21 protein-coding genes and 1 tRNA gene are annotated in these 20,862 nt (G+C 71.7%); 5 read left to right on the top strand and 17 right to left on the bottom strand.

The window, feature by feature from the left end:
• Positions 1 to 8: 8 nt before the first annotated feature.
• Positions 9 to 713 (top strand): PAQR family membrane homeostasis protein TrhA, encoded by a 705-nt coding sequence (trhA, locus tag ABC304_RS11090; protein ID WP_412932915.1) that lies wholly within the window; start codon positions 9 to 11, stop codon positions 711 to 713.
• 39 nt (positions 714 to 752) lie between these two features.
• On the opposite strand, the gene ABC304_RS11085 is transcribed toward trhA, so the two are convergent.
• Positions 753 to 1,064 carry a hypothetical protein gene (locus ABC304_RS11085; protein WP_412930658.1) on the bottom strand — a complete coding sequence of 104 codons (312 nt, stop codon included), beginning with the start codon at positions 1,062 to 1,064 and terminating at the stop codon, positions 753 to 755.
• Between the two features lie 84 nt (positions 1,065 to 1,148).
• On the opposite strand from ABC304_RS11085, the gene ABC304_RS11080 reads away from it, so the two are divergent.
• Positions 1,149 to 1,538, top strand: a complete 390-nt coding sequence (locus ABC304_RS11080) for a DUF4307 domain-containing protein (RefSeq protein WP_412930657.1) — start codon at positions 1,149 to 1,151, stop codon at positions 1,536 to 1,538.
• Positions 1,539 to 1,634: 96 nt separating this feature from the next.
• Positions 1,635 to 2,123, top strand: a complete 489-nt coding sequence (gene greA, locus ABC304_RS11075) for a transcription elongation factor GreA (RefSeq protein WP_412930656.1) — start codon at positions 1,635 to 1,637, stop codon at positions 2,121 to 2,123.
• A gap of 9 nt (positions 2,124 to 2,132) precedes the next feature.
• On the opposite strand, the gene ilvA is transcribed toward greA, so the two are convergent.
• Together ilvA and ABC304_RS11065 are read right to left on the bottom strand one after the other, a co-directional pair.
• Positions 2,133 to 3,359 (bottom strand): threonine ammonia-lyase, encoded by a 1,227-nt coding sequence (ilvA, locus tag ABC304_RS11070; protein ID WP_412930655.1) that lies wholly within the window; start codon positions 3,357 to 3,359, stop codon positions 2,133 to 2,135.
• Positions 3,356 to 4,552, bottom strand: a complete 1,197-nt coding sequence (locus ABC304_RS11065) for an AI-2E family transporter (protein ID WP_412930653.1) — start codon at positions 4,550 to 4,552, stop codon at positions 3,356 to 3,358. The genes ilvA and ABC304_RS11065 overlap by 4 nt, the downstream gene beginning before the upstream one ends.
• 66 nt (positions 4,553 to 4,618) lie before the next feature.
• Here ABC304_RS11065 and ABC304_RS11060 point away from each other — a divergent pair, with 66 nt between their 5' ends.
• On the top strand, positions 4,619 to 5,848 hold the full coding sequence (locus tag ABC304_RS11060; protein ID WP_412930652.1) for a winged helix-turn-helix domain-containing protein: 1,230 nt from the start codon (positions 4,619 to 4,621) through the stop codon (positions 5,846 to 5,848).
• Between the two features lie 51 nt (positions 5,849 to 5,899).
• Here the strand turns inward: ABC304_RS11060 and ABC304_RS11055 are convergent, their stop codons facing one another.
• The 13 genes from ABC304_RS11055 to ABC304_RS10995 form a co-directional block, all read right to left on the bottom strand.
• The gene (locus ABC304_RS11055; protein WP_412930651.1) at positions 5,900 to 7,021 is read right to left on the bottom strand and encodes a DNA glycosylase AlkZ-like family protein; all 1,122 of its coding nucleotides are present in this window, start codon (positions 7,019 to 7,021) and stop codon (positions 5,900 to 5,902) included.
• A 32-nt stretch (positions 7,022 to 7,053) separates the two neighbouring features.
• On the bottom strand, positions 7,054 to 7,941 hold the full coding sequence (locus ABC304_RS11050) for a M48 family metalloprotease (RefSeq protein WP_412930650.1): 888 nt from the start codon (positions 7,939 to 7,941) through the stop codon (positions 7,054 to 7,056).
• An 8-nt stretch (positions 7,942 to 7,949) separates the two neighbouring features.
• A complete protein-coding gene (locus ABC304_RS11045; RefSeq protein ID WP_127095893.1) occupies positions 7,950 to 8,519 on the bottom strand; it encodes a LemA family protein in 570 nt (189 codons plus the stop codon).
• Positions 8,520 to 8,600: 81 nt separating this feature from the next.
• A complete protein-coding gene (locus ABC304_RS11040) occupies positions 8,601 to 9,914 on the bottom strand; it encodes a D-arabinono-1,4-lactone oxidase (RefSeq protein WP_412930649.1) in 1,314 nt (437 codons plus the stop codon).
• Complete coding sequence (locus ABC304_RS11035) at positions 9,911 to 11,158, bottom strand: alanine racemase (RefSeq protein ID WP_412930648.1); 1,248 nt, start codon at positions 11,156 to 11,158, stop codon at positions 9,911 to 9,913. Before ABC304_RS11035 ends, ABC304_RS11040 begins: the two co-directional genes overlap by 4 nt.
• Before the next feature lie 36 nt (positions 11,159 to 11,194).
• Positions 11,195 to 11,271: transfer RNA gene (locus ABC304_RS11030), tRNA-Leu, on the bottom strand.
• A 79-nt stretch (positions 11,272 to 11,350) separates the two neighbouring features.
• A complete protein-coding gene (locus ABC304_RS11025; protein WP_412932913.1) occupies positions 11,351 to 12,754 on the bottom strand; it encodes an NAD(P)/FAD-dependent oxidoreductase in 1,404 nt (467 codons plus the stop codon).
• Between the two features lie 45 nt (positions 12,755 to 12,799).
• A complete protein-coding gene (locus tag ABC304_RS11020) occupies positions 12,800 to 14,119 on the bottom strand; it encodes a S8 family serine peptidase (protein ID WP_412930647.1) in 1,320 nt (439 codons plus the stop codon).
• A complete protein-coding gene (locus ABC304_RS11015; RefSeq protein WP_412930646.1) occupies positions 14,116 to 14,631 on the bottom strand; it encodes a DUF501 domain-containing protein in 516 nt (171 codons plus the stop codon). The genes ABC304_RS11020 and ABC304_RS11015 overlap by 4 nt, the downstream gene beginning before the upstream one ends.
• A gap of 54 nt (positions 14,632 to 14,685) precedes the next feature.
• A complete protein-coding gene (locus ABC304_RS11010; protein ID WP_412930645.1) occupies positions 14,686 to 15,216 on the bottom strand; it encodes an FtsB family cell division protein in 531 nt (176 codons plus the stop codon).
• A gap of 31 nt (positions 15,217 to 15,247) precedes the next feature.
• Positions 15,248 to 16,528 (bottom strand): phosphopyruvate hydratase, encoded by a 1,281-nt coding sequence (gene eno / locus ABC304_RS11005; protein WP_412930644.1) that lies wholly within the window; start codon positions 16,526 to 16,528, stop codon positions 15,248 to 15,250.
• A gap of 83 nt (positions 16,529 to 16,611) precedes the next feature.
• Complete coding sequence (locus ABC304_RS11000; protein WP_412930643.1) at positions 16,612 to 17,280, bottom strand: O-methyltransferase; 669 nt, start codon at positions 17,278 to 17,280, stop codon at positions 16,612 to 16,614.
• 32 nt (positions 17,281 to 17,312) lie between these two features.
• Positions 17,313 to 18,140, bottom strand: coding sequence for a cytochrome c oxidase assembly protein (locus ABC304_RS10995; RefSeq protein ID WP_412930642.1), 828 nt, complete (start codon positions 18,138 to 18,140; stop codon positions 17,313 to 17,315).
• Between the two features lie 186 nt (positions 18,141 to 18,326).
• Between ABC304_RS10995 and ABC304_RS10990 the strand changes: the two genes are divergently transcribed.
• Positions 18,327 to 19,568, top strand: a complete 1,242-nt coding sequence (locus ABC304_RS10990) for an APC family permease (RefSeq protein WP_412930641.1) — start codon at positions 18,327 to 18,329, stop codon at positions 19,566 to 19,568.
• Here the strand turns inward: ABC304_RS10990 and hisS are convergent.
• Complete coding sequence (gene hisS, locus ABC304_RS10985) at positions 19,552 to 20,808, bottom strand: histidine--tRNA ligase (protein WP_412932912.1); 1,257 nt, start codon at positions 20,806 to 20,808, stop codon at positions 19,552 to 19,554. The two genes, ABC304_RS10990 and hisS, sit on opposite strands and share 17 nt — an antisense overlap.
• Positions 20,809 to 20,862 lie beyond the last annotated feature (54 nt).

Below are 20,862 nucleotides of genomic sequence, written 5' to 3'. Positions count from 1 at the left end.
GCGCCGAGATGCCGCAGCTCCCCCTGCTGGAGGCCTCCTCGGTCCTCGCGCAGGACGAGGTGAAGCCGACGTGGCGAGGCTGGATCCACGCGGGGACCTTCCCCGTCGCGATCGTCGCGGGCATCGTGCTCATCACCGTCGCACAGGGCGCGCCGGCCAAGTGGGCGGCTGCCGTCTTCATGGCCTCCTCGCTGCTCCTGTTCGGCAACTCGGCCCTGTATCACCGCTTCACGTGGAAGCCCCTCACGCGCGCGATCCTCAAGCGGATCGACCACGCGAACATCCTGCTGCTCATCGCCGGCACCTACACCCCGATCGCCGTGCTCGCCCTGCCCCCGGAGAAGGGCACGCTGCTGCTGATCCTGGTCTGGTCGGGGGCGTTCCTGGGCATCCTGTTCCGGGTCTTCTGGATCGGCGCCCCGCGCTGGCTGTATGTGGCGCTGTACCTCGCGCTCGGGTGGGCGGCGGTCATGTACCTCGCCGACCTGTTCGCCGTGAACCCGGTCATGATGGCGCTGGTCATCGTCGGCGGGCTGCTGTACACCGGCGGGGCGATCGTCTACGCGATGAAGCGGCCGAACCCCTGGCCGGGCCACTTCGGCTTCCATGAGATCTTCCACGTGTGCACCGTCCTGGCGTTCCTCTGCCACTGGACGGCGTGCCTGCTCATCGCCCTGAAGCCGCTGAGCCCCTCGCTGGGCCTCCACGGCTGAGTCAGCCGGGGCTGGCCGGGTTCTCCCGGCCTGTCCACCTCACCGGCGAGGCGTGTCGGCGTCCGTGTCGCCCTCCGCCGAGAGCGTCTCGTCGATGTCCTGCGCGTCGGCGTCGGTGGCGAGCTCCGCCCGGGCGGCCTGCTCCTCGGCGTCCAGCTCCTCGTTGACCTCGGCGCGATAGCGGCCGCGCCGGATGCGGCGGAGCATGTCCCAGATCAGCGCGATGACCGCGAGCGTGAGGAAGGCGATGGCGACGAAGCCCCACGGGCCGGGCGTCACCAGCACCGGGTCGACGGTCTGCTCCGGCGACGGCGTGACGGCGGTGGCGATCCGGTCGATCAGGGCGTGCATGGGGTCCTCGTTCCGGTGGGAAGCGCTTAGCCTGGAGTTCCAGCCTATTCGGCCCCACGACCGCCCCGACGCCCCGGACACGCCATGACCACCTCAGACACGCTCGATGACCGGTACGGACGCGTCCGCACGCCGCGTCAGACGTGGACGCGGGCGATCATCATCGCCATCGCGGCCGTCATCATCGGCGGCTTCGCCTGGATCACCGTCGCGGCCACCCTCGACGACGTGCAGGCCGAAGGCACGGCGTACACGATCGACGACAGCGGCGTGACGGTGTCGTTCCAGATCTCGATCCCCAGCGGGCGATCCGTCGCGTGCGCGCTCGAGGCACAGGACGAGGAGCACGGCGTCGTGGGGTTCCGCGTGGTGGAGATCCCCGCGGCCGATCAGCACACGCGGGCCTTCCGCGAGACGATTCCGACCGTTGCGCCGGCCACCACGGGTTTGGTCAACTCCTGCTGGGTGACGTAGTCTTTCGGGACTCGACGAACATGACGCCCTGGCCGATGCCGGGGCGTTTGCGTATGTTCCCGCCAGCCGGTCACCGGCCGAAACCCAGGAGTTGACGTGTCCAGCGACGCCCCCGCCACCTTCCTCACGCAGGAGGCGTACGACCGCCTCGCCGCCGAACTCGAGCACCTGTCGACCACGGGCCGCGAGGAGATCGCCAAGCGCATCGAGGCCGCTCGCGAAGAGGGCGACCTCAAGGAGAACGGCGGCTACCACGCCGCGAAGGACGAGCAGGGCAAGCAGGAGGCCCGCATCCGCACCCTTCAGCAGCTGCTGAAGGACGCGACCGTCAGCGAGGCGCCGCCGAGCCGCGGCATCGTCGAGTCCGGCACGGTCATCACCGCCGTGGTGGCGGGCGGCGAAGAGGTATTCCTCCTCGGCAACCGCGAGATCGCCACCGGGTCCGACCTCGACGTCTACAGCGAGGCGTCGCCCCTCGGCGCGGCCATCCTGGGCCTGAAGGTCGGCGAGTCCACGACCTACACCGCGCCCAATGGCCGGGAGATCCCCGTCGAGATCCTGAAGGTCGACACCTACACGGGCTGAGCGCGCGGCTCAGTCGCGCACGAGCGTCGGCTCGAACCCCGCCTCGACGAGCGTGCGGATCACGTGCTGCCGGTGCTCCTCGCCGCGCGTCTCGACGCTCAGCTGCAGCACCACGTCGCTGATCTGCATGCCCTGACCATGCCGCGTGTGCAGCACCTCGTTGACGTTGGCGCCCGCCTGCGCGACGAGCTCGGACACGCGCGCCAGCTGGCCGGGACGATCCGGCAGCGGCACGCGCAGCGTCATGTAGCGACCGGATGCCGCGAGCCCGTGCGCCACGACGCGCTGCAGCAGGAGCGGGTCGATGTTGCCGCCGGACAGGACTGAGATCGTCGGACCGCTCGCCTCGACCTTCCCGGCGAGCATCGCGGCGACGCCGACGGCGCCGGCGGGCTCGACGACCTGCTTGGCGCGCTCGAGCAGCACCAGGAGGGCACGCGCAATGTCATCCTCGTCCACCGTGACGACCTCGTCGACGAGCTGACGGATCATCTCGAACGGGATGTCGCCGGGACGGGCCACGGCGATCCCATCGGCGATCGTCGGCCGCGTGGCCACCTCGAGCGGCGAACCCGCGGCGAGCGACCCGGGGTACGCGGCGGAGTTCGTCGCCTGCACGCCGATGATGCGGACCTTCCGGCCGACCGCCTCCGTGCGCGCGCGCACCGCCGCGGCCACACCCGCGGCCAGTCCTCCCCCGCCGATGCTGAGCACGACGGTCTCGATCTCGGGCAGATCCTGCACCAGCTCCAGCCCGAGGGTGCCCTGCCCGATGATGATGTCGCGGTGGTCGAAGGGGTGGATGAGCACGGCGCCCGTGCGTTCGGCGAATTCGGCCGCCAATCGAAGAGGGGTCTCAACGGTCGCGCCCTCCAGCACCACCTCGGCGCCGTAGCCGCGGGTCGCCAGGAGCTTGGGCACGGGCACCCCGAGGGGCATGAAGATCGTCGCGGCGATGCCGAGCTTCTGCGCGGCGTGCGCCACGCCCTGCGCGTGATTGCCGGCCGAGGCTGCCACGACACCGCGGGCGCGCTCCTCCTCGGTCAGTCGGGACAGGCGGTAGGTGGCGCCGCGGATCTTGAAGGAGCCGGTGCGCTGCAGGTTCTCGAGCTTGAGGTAGGCGGGAACGCCCAGCACCTCGGACAGGTGCTGGGACTCTTCGAGCGGCGTGTGCGAGATGACGCCGTTCAGCACCGCCGCGGCATCCTCGAATTCCGCCAGGGTGGGGATGTTCACGAAGATCTCTTCCGACGGGTGCGGGGGACGGTGCTCCAGATGAGGTCGCCCGGTGGTGGCTTCTCCCCCGTCTCCCAGGCGCGTGAGCCCAGGTAGACGGCGACGACGTTGACGAAGGCCGCGAGCGGCACGGCGAACAGGGCGCCCGGGATGCCGCCGATCATCGCGCCGCCGGCCACGACCAGCACGACGGCCAGCGGGTGCACCTTCACAGCGGATCCCATCAGCAGGGGCTGCAGGACGTGCCCCTCGAGCTGCTGCACGCCGAGGACGACGATCAGCATCCAGAGGGCGATCAGGGGCCCGTTGTAGACCAGTGCGAGGAACACGGCCACGGCGCCCGTGAGCACGGCGCCGACGATGGGGATGAAGGCGCCGAGGAACACCAGGACGCCGATCGGGATCGCCAGCGGCACGCCCAGGAGGAAGGCTCCCAGGCCGATGCCGATCGCATCGATGGTCGCGACGAGCAGCTGCGTGCGCGCGTAGTTGACGACGGTGACCCAGCCGTTGCGACCGGCGCCGTCGACCGCCGCGCGAGCGGCACGGGGGAAGAGGCGGACGGTCCAGCGCCAGATGCCGGCGCCGTCGGCCAGGATGCAGAGCAGGATGAAGACGGCGAGGAGTCCGCCGGCGGCGACATGACCGACGGTGGAGCCGATTGCGAGGGCGCCCGTCCAGAGGGTCTCGGCCTGCTGCTGGAGGAACGTCATGGCCTGCGAGAGGTAGTCGTCGATCTGCCCGGTGGTCAGGTGCAGCGGACCGTCGATCAGGTACTGCCGCAGCTGCCGCGTCGCCTCGACGGTGCGCTGCTGCACGGAGGACAGCTCGCGGGAGATCTGCCACCCGGCCAGCCACAGGAGTCCTCCGACGATGCCGATCGTGCCGAGCAGCGAGACGACGATGGCCAACCAGCGCGGAACGCGGTGCCGCAGCATCCAGGTGAACGCCGGCCAGAGCAGCGCGGTGACCAGGATCGCGACCAGCAGCGGGATGACGAGGAGCTTGAGCTGGATGACCAGCCAGATGAGGAGGGCAATCCCCGCCGCGACGACCAGCAGCCGCCAGGAGTAGGCCGTGGCCACCCGCAGTCCGTACGGGACGTGGGAGGACAGCTCGGAGGAGACCGTGCGGTTCGGGTTGCGGATCGCGTCGAAGATCGAGCCCCGGGGCTTGTCATCCGATCCACTCATCCCGCCAGTCTAGAACCGCCTCCCCCGCGCGCAGACCGCGTCGGAGCCCGTCGCTAGGCTTCCCGCATGAGGGGTCAGCGGTTGGGGGCGGCGGAGGCCCGGCGGGTGGCTCTCGCCGCGCAGGGCTTCGACCGCGCCCACCCTGTGATGGTCGGCACGCGCCAGCTGAACACGGCCCTCGCGCGAATGGGCGTGCTGCAGATCGACTCGGTCAACGTCTTCGCGCGTTCGCACTACATGCCGCTGTTCTCGCGGCTCGGGGCGTACGACCCGGCGCTGCTGGACCGCCTGCTGTTCTCCCGCCGCCCGCCGTACGCGGAGTCGTGGGCGCATGTCGCCGCCTTCATCCCGACCTCCGACTGGGGGCTGCTGCAGTTCCGGCGCGACGACCATCGCGCGAAGTACTCCGACCCTCCCGACAGCTGGATGGCGCAGCACCGCGCGGTGGTGGAGGGCGTGAAGGCGGAGCTCGCCGGCCGGGGTCCGCTGCGTCCCGCGCAGCTCGAGCGGGTGGCGCCTGCCGCCGCCCGCGGACCGTGGTGGGACTGGGATGCCGCGAAGACCGCTTTGGAGCACCTGTGGCGCACGGGCGAGGTGGCCATCGACGGCCGTCGCGGCTTCGAGCGTCGGTACGGACTCGCGGAGGACGTGCTCCCCGCGACCGTCCTGGCCGCGCCCGTCCCCCGCGACGACGCGATCCGCGAGCTGACCCGGCGTGCGGCGCGGGCCTACGGCGTGGCCACAGCGTCCGACCTCGCCGACTACTTCCGCATCAAGGACCGCGCCCGCGTCGTCGCCTCCATCCGTGACCTCCAAGACTCCGGAGAGCTCCTCCCCGTCACCGTCGACGGGTGGACCAGTGCCGGCCGCCCGGCGAAGGCCTGGCTGCACCGCGATGCCGCGATCCCCCGCCGCATCGATGTCGCCGCGCTGCTGACGCCCTTCGACCCGATGGTGTGGTTCCGCGATCGCGCCGAGCGCCTGTTCGGCTTCAGCTACCGCATCGAGATCTACACCCCGGCGCCGCTGCGCCGTCACGGCTACTACTCGCTGCCGGTCCTGATCGGCGACGACGTCGTCGGCCGGGTCGACCTCAAGGCCGACCGCGCGGCGTCCACCTTGCTCGTGCAGTCGGCGTGGTGGGAGAACGGACGACCGGCGGATGCCGCGCCCCGGCTCGCCGCGGAGCTCGAGGAAGCCGCGCGCTGGCGCGGGCTCGAGCGCATCTCGGTGTCGCGGTGGGGCGACGCGACAGACGACCTCGCCGCCGCCCTCCCCCGCGCGGCACGGCACTGAGCGGTAGGCCACTGCCCGCGTCTCGACCGTCCCCCGTCGCCCGCGTGCGCGCTACGGCCGGCCGGCGTCGGCCAGTCCGGTCCCCTCGAGCCCGGTGACCTCGAGACCCAGCCAGTCGGCGAGAGCCTCGATCTCCGCGCGCACGGCGGCCGCCACGGGCCGGGTGAACGGCTCGTCCTCGTGGACGGCGAAGACCCGCAGCATCCCGGCCTTGCGATCGGCCTTCGCGTCGAGCTTGCCGACGAAGCGGTCGCCGTGCAGGATCGGCAGCGCGAAGTAGCCCCAGCGCCGCTTCGCCGCGGGCTTGTACATCTCCAGGATGTACTCGAAGCTGAAGAGGTCCTGGAGGCGCTCCCGGTCGAAGACGAGCCGGTCGAAGGGCGACAGGAGCGCGGTCCGCCCGGCGAAGCGGTCGACGGCCTCTAGCGCCTCCGCATCGACGCGCCACTCGCCGTCGACGCCGTCGACAGTCGCGGGCTCACCGACCGCGCCGACGTCGAGCGCCTCGTATGGCTGCGCGACGCCCTTGCTGCGCGCGATGCCGAGCGACCCCAGCCGGCGCTCGGTGCGCTCACGTGCGGCATCTTCGGCGGACAGCTCGGGAAGGCCCTGCGGGTAGACGCGTTCGGCGAGGTCGAACAGCCGCCCCTTGCGGTCGCGCCGCGACACCGCGACCGCGCCGTTCGACAGCAGCAGCTCCAGCATCTGCGACGAGTTGCGGTTGTTCGTCCACCCGCTGGAGGCCCAGGAGACCTGCGCGGTGTCGGGGATCTCCGCCGCGTGGAGCGGCCCTTCCGCGCGCAGCCGCGCCAGCACGTCCGCGCGGAATCCCTCGTTCGCGGCCAGCCACTGGCGGCCGTACTCGTGAAGCGGGCGGCGCAGCATGTCGGGCCGGATGAGGGGCAGGTCCGACATCAAGCGGTAGAAGCCGCCCCATTCGAAGAGGTCGCGCTCCTCTTCCACGGCTCGCACCAGGTCCGCCGGCTGGAAGGGCGCGCCCAGCCGCGACCAGAGGATGAGGTCGGCACTCGGCGCGATCGCCGCGGTGGGCTCGATGTTGACCGCCGTCAGCCCGTACACGGTCTCGACGATGCCCGCCGGCCGCTCCGCCGACAGCAGCTGCGCCCGGACGGCCAGGCGGCGCGCATCCCGCGCCGAGAGCGTGATCGCCATGCGGCGAGGCTACTCCGGGTGCCGGACAGCGCTCAGAACGATCCGCCCATCTGCTTCAGACGCGCGATCCGATCGGCGATCGGGGGGTGGGTCGAGAACATCCGCGAGAACGCGTGCGGCTTCAGCGGGTCGGAGATCCAGAGGTGCGCCATCGAGGTGCTCGCCTTCTCCAGCGGCCTGCCGTACTCGTCGAGCTTCGCCAGGGCGGAGGACAGGCCGTCGGGGTCGCGGGTGGTCATCGCGCTGGTGGCGTCGGCGAGGTATTCGCGCTGGCGGGAGATGGCGGCCTGCACCGCTCCGGCGAGCAGCGGCGCCACAAGAGCGGCGACGAGACCGAAGAGCAGGAAGACGAGCTGCGCCTGGTTGTTGCCGCCCCGCGATCGCCCGCCGAAGAATGCGACGCGCAGCATGACGTCGGCCAGGATGCCCACGGCCACGACGAGTCCGAAGACGATCAGCGAGACGCGGATGTCGTAGTTGCGGATGTGGCCGAGCTCGTGTCCGAGCACGCCCTCGAGCTCACGGTCGGTCATCAGCTCGAACAGCCCGGTCGTCACGGTGATCGCGGCCTCCTCGGGCCTGCGTCCGGTGGCGAAGGCGTTGGGCGCGGCATCCTCCACGACGTACAGCTTCGGCATCGGCGTGCCGGTCGTGATGCAGAGGTTCTCCACCAGGCGCCAGTAGCGCGGCGCATCGGCCTTGGTGATCTCGACGGCTCCGGACAGGGCGAGCGCCTCGCGGTCGGCGAAGAAGTACTGCACCGTGGCGTACCCCGCCGCGAACACGAGGATGCCGGCGGTGATCCACCAGTTGTCGCCCGCGAGCCACCCCGCGATCAGCCCGATGATGCCCAGCAGCAGCACGAACGCGATGAGGATGAACCAGGTGTTGCGCTTGTTGCGCGCGATCGCGCTGTACACGGGTCAGATCAGAACTGCACCCGGGGAGGCTCCGAGATGGCCGCGCCGTCGACGACCTCGAAGAACTCGCGCTCGGAGAAGCCGAGGTTGCGCGCGAACAGGTTGTTGGGGAAGACCTTGATCTTGGTGTTCAGCTCGCGCACGCCGCCGTTGTAGAACCGGCGCGACGCCTGGATCTTGTCCTCGGTGTCGACGATCGACTGCTGCAGCTGGAGGAAGTTCTGGCTCGCCTGCAGCTGCGGGTAGGCCTCGGCCACCGCGAAGAGCGATTTCAGCGCCTGCTGCATGTGTCCCTCGGCCACACCGGCATCGGCGGGACTGCCGGCGGTCAGCGTCTCGGCCCGCGCACGGGTGACGTTCTCGAAGACCGCCTTCTCGTGCGCCGCATACCCTTTCACCGCCTCGATGAGGTTGGGCAGCAGGTCTGCGCGCCGCTTCAGCTGCACCGTGATGTCGCTCCACGCCTCATCCACCCGCACGTTCAACTGCACGAGCGAGTTGTAGGTCGCCCACAGGTAGATGCCGCCGATCACGACCAGCGCGACGACGATCAGGACAGGGATCAGCCATTCCCACATAACCGGGACTCCGTTCGAGGTTGTGTACATCGTACCGAGCGGGCGCTCTCGAGCCTGCGACCGGGAGTCGACTCCCAGGCGTTATCCACCGAGTATGCGGCCGGTATACCGGTTTGCAAAAACGCGCTCCGGGTCCCACCGATCCCGGAGGGCGAGGAAGTCGTCGAACCGCGGGTACCGGGCGCGAAGGGCTGCAGCATCCCGCGTGTGCATCTTCCCCCAGTGCGGACGCCCCCCGTGCGCCAGGAAGATCTGCTCCGCCGCGGCGAAGTACGCCTCGGGATCCTCGCGCCAATAGCGGTGCACGGCGATGTAGCCCGTGTCCCGGCCGTGCGCGGTGGAGAGCCACAGGTCGTCGGCCGCGGCGAAGCGCACCTCGACGGGGAAGGAGATGCGCCATCCCCGCTGCCGGATGAGGTCGCGCAGCTCCTCGAACGCGGGCGGCACCTCCTCCGCGGGGAGGGCGTACTCCATCTCGCGGAAGCGCACGGTGCGCGACTGGGTCAGCACCCGGTCGGAGCGGTCGGTGTACTGGCGGTCCCCCGTCAGTCGCACGGCCAGTCGCGAGAACGGCGGGATGATCGCCGGCACGAGTGCACCCGCCGCACAGGCGACCCGGTAGACGCCGTTGGACAGCAGGGTCTCGTCGATCCAGCGTCCGACCGGCGGCAGGGGCCGGCGCTCGGCGTCGCCGGGCAGACGGGTCTGCGTCTTCGTCAGCGCGACCTCGGTGTGGGGGAACCAGTAGAACTCGAAGTGATCGGATGCCGCGGCCCGCTCTCCGAGGGCCGCGAGCACGTCCCCGAGCGGCTCCGGGTGCTCCACCGCGGCGAGGAGGAAGGCCGGGACGCACTGGAGGGTGACGTCGATGAGGATCCCGAGCGCCCCGAGCCCGAGGGCGACCGCGCCGAGCAGCTCGGGGTGCCGGGTCTCGTCCACCGCCAGCAGGTCTCCGTCCGCCGTGACGAGCGTCGCCCCGACCACCTGACCGGAGAGCCCGGCGAAGCGCGCCCCGGTGCCGTGCGTGCCCGTGGAGATCGCGCCCGCGACCGACTGGCGGTCGATGTCGCCGAGGTTCTCCATGGCGAGTCCGTATGGCGCCAGCAGCGCCGGGATGCGGTGGAGCCGGGTGCCCGCGTGCAACCGGACGCGCCCGCGCGGGTCGTCGACCTCGATGAGCCCGGAGAGGTCGGACAGGTCGAGCAGCACGCCCGGGGCGACAGCGATGCCCGAGAAGCTGTGCCCGGCTCCCACGGCCTTGACCCGCATGCCGCGACGGCGGGCGGCCTGAACGGCGCGCTGGACGGCCTCGGCCGATGCCGGGCGCTCGACGCGCTGCGGGCGGATCTCCTCCGTGCGCCCCCAGTTCTGCCACGGGGCTCCGGGCCGCGTCACAGGAACGCCTGTCCCTCGCCGCGATAGGTCAGGGCCTCGCCGGTGACGCGGTCGCCTTCGACCAGGTGATACCGGTCGACGCGCTCGGCGAGCTCACCGCTCTTCGCGTGCCGGAACCATACGCGTTCGCCGACTCGGAGATCGCGGGCCGCGTCGCCCCGCAGAGGCGTCTGCACCTCGCCCGCGCCCTCCCGTCCGAGCATCCTCAGCTGCGGCGGCCAGACCGGCAGCGGCTGACGGGACGGCAGGGGCGGACCGGAGGCCACCCAGCCTCCGCCGAGCACGGTGACGATGTCGGCGGTGGGCTTGCGCACGACCTCGAGCGCGAACGCGGCGGCGGGTGCCGGCTGGAACGCACGGTAGCCGTCGAAGAGGTGGCCGGCGAGGAGCCCGCTCCCCGCGGTCAGCTCGGTCACCGCCGGTTCGGCCGACGTCCGCTCCAGCGAACCGGTGCCTCCGCCGTTGACGAACTCGAGCGGCGCGATGCGCCGGAGGGCCGCCACGATGGTGGCGCGACGCTCCGCGAGCTCTGCGGCGGACCGCGCCTGCATCCAGCGGATGACCGGATCGGCAGGACCCGCGGCATCCGGCTGCCCGGCGATCTGCGCCTCGTACATCATCAGTCCGACGAGCCGGAAGCCCGGGCGCGCCGATACGGCACGTGCGAGCTCGACGACCTCCCCCAGGTCGTGCACGGGAGACCGTCGCACGCCGATGTGACCGAGCCCCCGCGCCCGCCAGGACGCGTCGGCGTCGACGGCGACCCGCAGCACCGGCCTCCGCCCGGCGGCCACGATGGCGTCGACGAGGTCGAGCTGGGCGACGTCGTCGATCATGAGCGTCACGCGTGCGGCGGCCTTCTCGTCAGCGGCGAGACGCGCGAGCGCGGCGCGGTCGGCGGTGGGATAGCCCACCACGACGTCGCGGTGGTCCTCCACGAGCCACAGCGCTTCCGGCAGGGTGAAAGCGAGCACGCCGGCGTAACCCGGCATGGCGAGGGTGTCCTCGAGCACGCGGCGGACACGGACCGACTTGCTCGCGACGCGGATCGGCACGCCCGAGGCACGCGCGACCATGTCCCGCGTGTTGTGGCGCAGCGCCGCCACGTCGATGACGGCCACGGGGCCGGACAGGTGATCGATCGCACGCGTCAGCGCCGCCCAGCTCGTCGCCGGCTCCCGCGATGGCTCCGATGCCGATGCCGTCGACACGTCGCGTGCTGATCGCCCCGCCGGTCCGCGCATGGGCTCAGCCTAGGACGTGCTCCGGGCGGACGCCGGTGGTGCCCCCGCTGGGATTCGAACCCAGACCTGGAGCGATTTTAAGTCGCCTGCCTCTGCCGTTGGGCTACGGGGGCGCCGCGCGCGGCACGCGACCAGGCTACCCAGAGGACGACGGCCCGCCGACGTCGCAACGTCGGCGGGCCGTCGGAAGCCTCAGGAAGCGGCGGACGCCTTCGCCCCCGCGCCGACCTTCTCGGGGGCCGTCTTGTCGGACGGCGCCGCCTCGACGGGCTGCGGCGGACGGGGACGGGCGGCGAACTGCTCGAACACCTCGCGCGGCTTCTGCACGGCCTCGAGGTTGACGAGGTCGCGGCCCAGCCAGAAGTTGTTCCAGAAGCCCCACAGGATGCGCCACTTGCGCTCCCACGAGGGCATGGCCAGCGTGTGGTAGCCGCGGTGGGCGAACCAGGCGATGAGGCCCTTGAGCGCGATCTTGCCGGACTGGAAGACGCCGTTGTACAGACCGAGGCCGGCGACGGCGCCGAGGTTCTTGTGGAAGTACTGCTTCGGCAGCTCTCCGCGGAGCACGGCGGTGAGGTTCTTCGCGAGCAGCTTGGCCTGGCGCACCGCGTGCTGCGCGTTCGGCACGCAGAAGCCGCCGACACCGCCGCCCGACAGGTCGGGCACGGCCGCGACGTCACCGGCGGCCCAGGCGCCCTCGACGAAGGCCTCCTCGGTGCCGACGCGGAGGTCGGCGCGGGTCTGGATGCGACCGCGCTCCTCGACGGGCAGGTCGCCACCCCGGACGACGGTGGGGTTGGCCATGACGCCGGCGGTCCAGATGATGAGGTCGGTGGGGATGACCTCGCCCGTGGAGAGCTCGACGTTGCCGTCGACGGCGCTGGTGAGCTGCGTGTCGAGGTGCACGTTGGCACCGCGCTTGGCGAGGTCCTTCAGCACCCACTCGCTCGTCTTCAGCGACACCTCGGGCATGATCCGGCTCATCGCCTCGATCAGGTGGAAGTGCGTGTCGTCGAAGGACAGCTGCGGGTAGTTCTTCAGCAGCGCCGACGCGAAGGAGCGGAGCTCGGCGAAGACCTCGATGCCCGCGAAGCCGCCGCCGACCACGACGACCGTCAGAAGACGGTCGCGCTCGGGACCGGCGGGGATGACAGACGCACGGTCGAAGTTCGACATCAGGCGGTCGCGGATGGCGACGGCCTCCTCGATCGTCTTGAGGCCGATCGCGTTGTCGGCGATGCCCGGGATCGGGAAGGTGCGCGAGACCGCACCGGCGGTCACGACGATCTGGTCGTACTCCTGCTCCCACGGCTCGCCCTCGATCGGCGTGATCGTGGCGACCTTCTGCGCGTGGTTGATGCCCGTGACCTTCGCGGCCACGACGGTGGTGCGCTTCAGGTGCCGACGCAGGGCGACGACGGCGTGGCGCGGCTCGATGGAGCTCGCGGCGACCTCGGGGAGGAACGGCTGGTAGGTCATGTACGGCAGCGGGTCGACGATCGTGACCTCGGCCTCGCCCTTGCGGAGCTCCTTCTCGAGCTTCCAGGCGGTGTAGAAGCCGGCGTACCCACCACCCACGATGAGGATCTTGGGCACAGCGGTGGTGACGGTGCTGGTCACGATGGGGGGTCTCCTAGCGGATCAACTGCTCGAAGCGCGGGACGGGCGCGCCGATCGGATGCGTCGGACAGCTGCGGTGACGCCGAGCGCCACCAGTATAGCGCTGAGGGTCAGAGCCAGGAGCGGGAGGGTTCCGTACAGGAGCGTGTCCGAGCTCGGCAGGAAGGGCGACACCGGACGCGCCGCGGCATCGGCGGGCGGGAGCGCCGGGATCTCGACGGGCGCGGAGGTGGGGCCGGGAGCGGGGTCGGCGTCGGCCCTCCGGTAGAGCCGGATCCATTCCGACAGGCTCCCCATCGGGTTCTCGGTCACGTTCGGGACGGTGGCGGAGGTCGCGGCCACGGCGGCCGCGGCATCCACGATCCCGTAGCCGTACAGCAGGGGGTCCTCCCCCGCCGCGGGACGGGTCGTGCGGATGATCCGGTTGATGACGTTGTTCGCGTCGAGCTCGGGGTGCGCCGCCCGCACGAGCGCGATGATGCCGGCGACGATCGGCGCGGCGCCGCTCGTGCCGCTCCACTGCACGAGGCGGCCGTCGGCCGAGACCCCCATGAGGTCTTCGCTGGGGGCGGAGACGCCCAGCGTGATGCCCTGGGTCGATGCCTCGACGCTCGCACGTCCGGAGCGGTCGACGCCGGCGACGGTGAGGACGCCCGGGATCGTGGCGGGAGCGCCGACGCGCGTCGTGCCGCTCCCCCGATTGCCGGCGGCCACGACCACGACCACGTCGTGCTCGTAGGCGTAGAGGAAGGCGCTGTCCCAGCTGGGGTCCCAGTCGGGCATGTTCGTGGTGAGGGACAGGTTGATGACGTCGGCGCCGTTGTCGACGGCCCACCGCATGGCCGTCGCGATCTGCTCGACGAAGGGCACCTCGGCGGAGGCGCCGAAGCCGACCGAGATCGAGAGGAGGTCGGCTTCGGGGGCGACGCCGATCATGCCGGTGCTCGGCCCCGTGCCGCGGGCGGCGGCGAGCGACGCCACCCAGCTGCCGTGGTTGGAGTCCACCGCCCCGACCGGGGTGCGTCCGTCGTCGGTGCCGGTGCCCGACACGTCGGTGCCTGCGGCGACGGCGCCGGTGAACTCGACCGGGCCGCGCGCGATGCCGGTGTCGATGATCGCGATGCGCGTGCCGGCGCCGCGAGAGGTCTTCCACGCCTCCGTGACGCCGTTGCCGTCGAGCCAGTACTCGGCGGAGCGCACCGGGTCCGCCGTCGGCGAGGGCGCGACGGCGGCGGAGACGGATGCCGGCATCGCGGCCGCAGCGGCCGGCACAGCCGCCGCGCCGGTGAGCAGCGCGGCCAGCACGGTCATGGCGACCGCCGCGGCCGCGCGACGGGTCATCCCGCCGCCCCGGGCTCCGCGCACACGCAGCGCGAGGGCGACCACGACGCCAGCTCGAGCGCACGGTCGCCGATCGGGTTGACGCCCGGTCCGGCGGCGAGCGCGTGCCCGGCCAGCGCGTGCAGGCACTTGACGCGGGTGGGCATGCCGCCGGCCGAGATGCCCGCGATCTCCTCCACCTCGCCGTAGCCGGCCCGGTCGGCCAGGTACGCCTCGTGCGCGGCGAGGTAGGCGGCGGCGACCTCCTCGTCCTCCAGCTCGGCCGCGAGCACCGGCATGACGTGGTCGGCCTCCAGGACCGAGAGCGCGGCCGTGGCCGCGGGGTGGGTGAGGTAGTAGAAGGTCGGGAACGGCGTGCCGTCGGGCAGCCGCGGCGCGGTCGCCACCACGGTCGGGTTGCCGCAGACGCATCGCGCGGCGATCCCCACGACGCCGCGCATCGGCCGGCCGAGCTGCTGGCGCATGACCGCCAGATCGGCGTCGGTCACGGGCGGGAAGGGCGGGGTGCTCACCCCTCCAGAGTACCGGCGGGGACGCGCGCACCTCCGGCGGGGACGCCGTCGACGTCAGCCTGTGGGGGCCGGTGCGGGATCGGGGACGCCGATCTGCACGGGCACGGCGGTCTGCGCCAGGCCGCTCTCGGTGACCGAGCGCACGAGCTGCGCCATCCAGTCCGAGCGGGTCTGCTCGACCGTGTCGCTGACCTCGGGCTTGTCCTGCGGAGCCTGCGACGCGGGCAGGTCGTCGATGACGAGGTAGAGCACCTCACCGGGGCGCGTGTAGTACAGCCGCTCGCGCGCCTGGGCGGTGATGTAGGCCGAGTCCTTCCACTGCTCCTGCTGCGCCTGGAGCGCGGAGACCTCGTCGGCCGTGACGGACACGGCGTCCTGCAGCGCGGCGATCTGCTGGCGCTGAGAGACGAAGGTGCCGATCGTGGGCACCAGCACGAAGGCGGCGAGCACCACGAGGCCCATCATGATCACCATGAAGCCCGAGAGGCGCAGGTTGCCGAGCCACCCGCGCACGTCGACGCCGCGAGCCGCGGCATCCGTCGTCCTCCTGCGGGGACGGGAAGAGGGAGCCGTCCGATCAGCCACGGCTCCCCCTCTCGTCATGCCCTGCGGGGCGTCAGCTCTTGAAGCGCGGGAAGGCGGCGCGGCCCGCGAAGATCGCGGCGTCGCCCAGGTCCTCCTCGATGCGCAGAAGCTGATTGTATTTCGCGACGCGCTCGCTTCTGGCGGGCGCGCCGGTCTTGATCTGACCCGCGTTCACGGCGACCGCGAGATCGGCGATCGTGGTGTCCTCGGTCTCGCCGGAGCGGTGGGAGAGCATCGAGCGGTAGCCGTTCTGCGTCGCGAGAGAGATCGCGTCGAGCGTCTCGGACAGCGTGCCGATCTGGTTGACCTTGACCAGCAGCGCGTTGGCGACGCCGAGGTCGATGCCGCGCTGCAGGCGCTCCGGGTTGGTGACGAACAGGTCGTCGCCGACGAGCTGCACCTTGGTGCCGATCGCGTCGGTGAGCGCCTTCCAGGCGTCCCAGTCGTCTTCGGCGAGGGCGTCCTCGATGGTGACGATCGGGTAGTTCGCGACGAGGTCGGCGAAGTAGTCGGTCAGCTTCTCGGCCGACCACGACTTGCCCTCGACGGTGTAGACCCCGTCGGAGAAGAACTCGGTGGCGGCGACGTCCAGGCCGACGGCGATCTCGGTGCCGGGCGTGAAGCCGGCCTTCTCGATCGCCTTCATGAGGAAGTCGAGACCCTCGCGGTTGCTGGGCAGGTCGGGGGCGAATCCGCCCTCGTCGCCGAGCGCGGTGTTGAAGCCCGCCGACTTCAGCTCGCCCTTGAGGACGTGGTAGATCTCCGTGCCCCAGCGCAGCGACTCGCTGTACGTCTCCGCGCCGATCGGCGCGAGGAAGTACTCCTGGAAGTCGATGCCGTTGTCGGCGTGCGAGCCGCCGTTGATGACGTTGAACAGCGGGACGGGCAGCACGTGCGCGTTGGGACCGCCGAGGTAGCGGAACAGCGGCAGGTCGGCGCTGTCGGCGGCGGCCTTGGCCACGGCCAGGCTGACGCCGAGGATGGCGTTCGCGCCGGCGCGCGACTTGTTCTCGGTGCCGTCGGTCTCGATCAGCACCTCGTCGATGATGCGCTGCTCGCTGGCCTCGAGGCCCTCGATGGCGGGCCCGAGCTCGTCGATGACGGCGGCGACCGCCTTCAGGACGCCCTTGCCGCCGTAGCGGCTCTTGTCGCCGTCGCGCAGCTCGTACGCCTCGAACGCCCCGGTGGACGCGCCGGAGGGGACGGCCGCCCGCTGCACGATTCCGTCGTCCAGGAGCACCTCCACTTCCACGGTCGGGTTTCCGCGAGAGTCGAGGATCTCGCGCGCGCCTACTGCCTCGATGAGTGCCACAGGAGTGCTCCTTGCTGGTGGGAGGTGTTGCGGATGGAGCGTCGTCGGTCCGCATCCGAGTCTAGTGATGAGGGATGCCGCGGTCAGAGGATGAGCGCGACCGCGATGCCGTCCCACCCCTTGCGATCGAGGGTCTGCAGCGCCGTCGCGTCGAAGCGGGGATCGCGCGCGAGCATCTCCAGGGCGCGCTGCGTCCCGATCACCTGGGCGTCGTCGCTCGCCGGATCGGCGACGCCGCCCGAGCGGCCGACGTTGTCGAGCACCACCACGGTGCCCGGATGCCCCAGCCGCGCGGCCCAGTCCAGGTAGATCGTGTTCGACTCCTTGTCGGCGTCGATGAACACGAGGTCGAAGGCGTCGTCGTCGGCGAGGGTCGGCAGCACGTCGGCCGCCCGGCCCTCGAGGACCGTCACCTTGTGCGCCACCCCGGCGCGCTCGAGGCTCGCGCGCGCGACGCCGGCGTTGCGCGCCTCCGCCTCGATCGAGACGACGACGCCGTCGGCCGGGATGCCGCGGGCCAGCCAGATCGTCGAGTAGCCGCCCAGCGTGCCGACCTCCAGCACCCGGCGGGCGCCGGCGATGCGCGCGAGCAGGTGGAGCAGCTTGCCGTGGAGCGGCGCCACCTCGATGGACGGCAGACCCGCGGCATCCTGATCCGCGATCGCGGACTCGAGCGCGTCGTCATGCCCCACAAGGAGATCGGACAGGTACGCGTCGACGCGCTGCCAGCCGTCACGGGTCGGTTCGGCCATGGCCCCAGCCAATCCGTCTCGCCGCGGCCGTGTCAACCGGTGCGATCGCCGCGCAGGTGCCCGCGGGTGAGCTCCTCGTACTGCTCGTCGCTGAGGTCGTCGTAGGACTTCGCCTCGGTGCGGTCGGCGCGCATCCACCGCACCAGCAGGATCACCAGGACGGGCACGTCGACCGCCTCGGCGATGAACCAGAGCAGGTCTCCCGCGAGGTGCTGATCGTGCAGCGGGGTCGGCCACCACGCCGCGGTGCCCGCGACGCTCGCGCCCGCGTCGATGACGGTGTCGTTCAGCCGGAGCAGGATGCCGGGGATCGAGTCGATGACGAGCTCCACGAAGGCGAGGAGGAACTCAATGGTGATGAACATGCCCGTGTGCACGGCGCCGAGCGCTCCCATCGGGAGCACCATCGCCAGCCCCACCAGCGGCGTGATGACGCCCAGGCCGGCGTCGGTCCACGGCGTCGTGCGCAGCACGCCGGCGAGCGGCGTGAGGAACAGGCAGAACACCGCCGCGATGAAGATCGTCGCGAAGATGGCGTTGCCGAAGAGCCGCACCGGGCGCGAGCGCAGCAGCGCCGCGACGCGCGCCTCGGCGGCGGGGCCACCGGCGCGGGCGATGAGCTCGAGCGGCGCCCCCGCAGCCACGCCTGCGGGCACGACGAAGATAAGAAGCGCGACGCGCGTCGTGAACGCGAAGCGCAGGTCGGCGGACTCCGTGCCCAGGAAGCCCAGCTCGATGACCGCGTAGGAGCCGACGCCCAGCATGAGGAATCCGAGGGTGCGCCGGAGTGGCCACGAGTCGCCGCGACGACGCACGCGCGCGACGCCCCGCAGATATGCCGCGACCGCGACGACGATCACGCCGATCGCGAGGGGATCGGCGCGCCAGGTGAGGAGGAGGTCTGCGAGCGGAGGCGTGAGGGGAATTTACGTCGCGGGTCTATGAGCGAGCCCAGGATCCGCGGCCCGTCACGACTCCGTGCCCGTCACGACTCCCTGCCCGTCACGACTCCCCTGCCGGTCACCGGAGGTGACTAAGGTGTCGCCGTGTCCTCCCCCGGTCTGCAGCGGCGCCTCGGCCTCGGCGACGCCGTCTTCCTCGGGCTGGGGTCGATGATCGGCGCGGGCGTCTTCGCGGTGTGGTCGCCGGCAGCGGATGCCGCGGGCAGCGGCCTGCTGTGGGGACTCGCGATCGCCGCCGTCGTGGCCTTCGCGAACGCCACGTCGTCGGCGCAGCTCGCCGCCGCCCACCCGACCTCCGGCGGCACCTACGCGTACGGTCGCGCTGAGCTCGGTCCGTGGTGGGGGTTCACGGCCGGCTGGGGCTTCGTCATCGGGAAGACCGCGAGCTGCGCGGCGATGGCGCTCACCTTCGCCGCCTACGCCGCCCCCGCGGGGTGGGAGCGCCCCGTGGCGATCGCGGCGGTGATCGCCCTGACGGTGACCAACCTCTTCGGCATCACGCGCACGGCCCTGCTCACGCGGATCATCGTCGTGCTGGTGCTGCTGTGCCTGGCCGTGGCCGTGGTGGCCGCGGCATCCGCTTCTCCTCCTCCGGCGACCGCCGCCGACGCGGGCGGCGGCTTCTACGGCGTCCTGCAGTCGGCAGGGCTGCTGTTCTTCGCCTTCGCCGGGTATGCGCGCATCGCCACGCTGGGCGAGGAGGTGCGCGACCCCGCGCGCACGATCCCCCGGGCCATCACCCTCGCCTTCGCCGGTGCCGTCGTGGTCTACGCCGTCGTCGGGGTGGCGGTGCTGTCGGTGCTCGGGCCCGCGGGGGTCGCGGCCTCGTCGGAGCCACTGGCGTCCGCGGCGTCGGCGGGAGCTGCGTGGTCGACGCCGATCGTCCGAATTGCGGCGGCCGCAGCATCCCTCGGCGCACTCCTCGCGCTCATCGCGGGCATCGGGCGCACGACCTTCGCGATGGCTCGCGAGGGCGACCTGCCGCGCGCGATGGCGGAGGTCCACCCGCGCCGGCACGTGCCGCACCGTGCGGAGATCGCGGTCGGCATCGCGGTGGTCGCCCTGGTGGCGTTCACCGACCTGCGCGGCGCCATCGGATTCTCGTCGTTCGGCGTGCTGCTGTACTACCTGGTCGCCAACGTCGCGGCGGCGCGGCAGGGCGCGGCGGCCCGCCGCTATCCGCGGGCGCTGCAGGTGCTCGGCGCGGCCGGCTGCGCGGTGCTCGCCGCCACGCTCCCGTGGCAGAGCGTCGGCGCCTGCCTCGCGGTCGTGGCGGTCGGACTGGTCTACCGGGCGGTGCGTCTCCGCGTCACGCGAGCGCCTTGATCTGCAGGCTCTCCCGCGTCGCTCCGGCCGACACGGTCGCGAACGAGGTGAACCCGTCGGCCGCGGAGCGCTCCAGGAGCGCCTTGAGGTTCTTGGGACGCCGCTCGAGCCGCACGCGGCCGCCCTCCCCGACCAGCTGAGCCTTGAGGGCGAGCAGGTCGGCGAGCGGCACGTCGGCGTCGTGCACGAGGACGACGGATGCCGCGGCATCCGTCTCCGGATCCTCGAGCAGGTCGACCAGGCGCTCGAAGCCGATGGAGAAGCCCACGGCGGGCACGTCGGAGCCGAGGAATCGTCCGATCATGCCGTCGTAACGGCCGCCGCCGCCGAGGGAGTAGTCGACGCTCGGGTGCGCGAGCTCGAAGATCGTGCCGGTGTAGTAACCCATGCCGCGCACGAGGAACGGGTCGAAGACGAGCGGCGGCTCCCCTCCGCCGCGGGCGGCGGCGACGGCGGAGCCGATCGCGACGAGGTCGGCGATGACGGCGTCGGGCGCCCCCTCGGGCAGTGCCGCGCGCACCTGGCGCTCCCCGTACGGGTGGTACTCCATCGTGCGGGGGCGGTTCAGGAAGGCCTCGAACGCGTCGACCGCCGACGCGGTCGCGCCTCGGTCGCGGAGCTCGGCCACCACTCCGGTGGAGCCGATCTTGTCGAGCTTGTCGATGGTGATGAGCACGCCCGGCCGTTCGTCGGCGGTGAATCCGAAGACGTCGAGCATGGCGTCGAGCACGCGCCGGTCGTTGATGCGCACGCTCGCGCCTTCGAGTCCGAGCGCGCCGACGGCGTCGAGGGTGGCCGTGATGAGCTCGGCCTCGGCGCGGGTGGTCGCATCGCCGATGACGTCGATGTCGCACTGCACGAACTGTCGGTAGCGGCCCTTCTGCGGACGCTCGGCGCGCCACACGGGCGCGGCCTGGATCGCGCGGAACACACCCGGGAGCTCGGCACGGTGGCTGGCGTAGAAGCGCGCGAGCGGCACCGTCAGGTCGTAGCGCAGGCCGAGGTCGGCGAGCGCGGCGGGGTCGTCGGCGGCCGCGGCGATCGCACCGGCATCCAGTCCGCGCTTGAGCACGTTGTAGGCGAGCTTCTCGTTGTCGCCGCCGATGCCGGCGTGGAGGCGCTCGTAGTCCTCCATGACGGGGGTCTCGATCTCATCGAAGCCGTGGGCGCGGTAGCGCTCGCGGATGACGGAGAGCACGCGCTCGCGGCGCGCCTTGTCGGCGGGAAGGAAGTCGCGCATGCCGCGCGGCGGGTTCACGGATGCCACCGGCCCATTCTTCCAGGCGCGCCGCCC

The sequence above is a fragment of the Microbacterium jepli genome, assembly GCF_047237905.1.
Lineage (GTDB): Bacteria > Actinomycetota > Actinomycetes > Actinomycetales > Microbacteriaceae > Microbacterium.
Note: the sequence above shows the minus strand (reverse complement) of the source record. Positions and strands in the feature narration are given on the sequence as shown.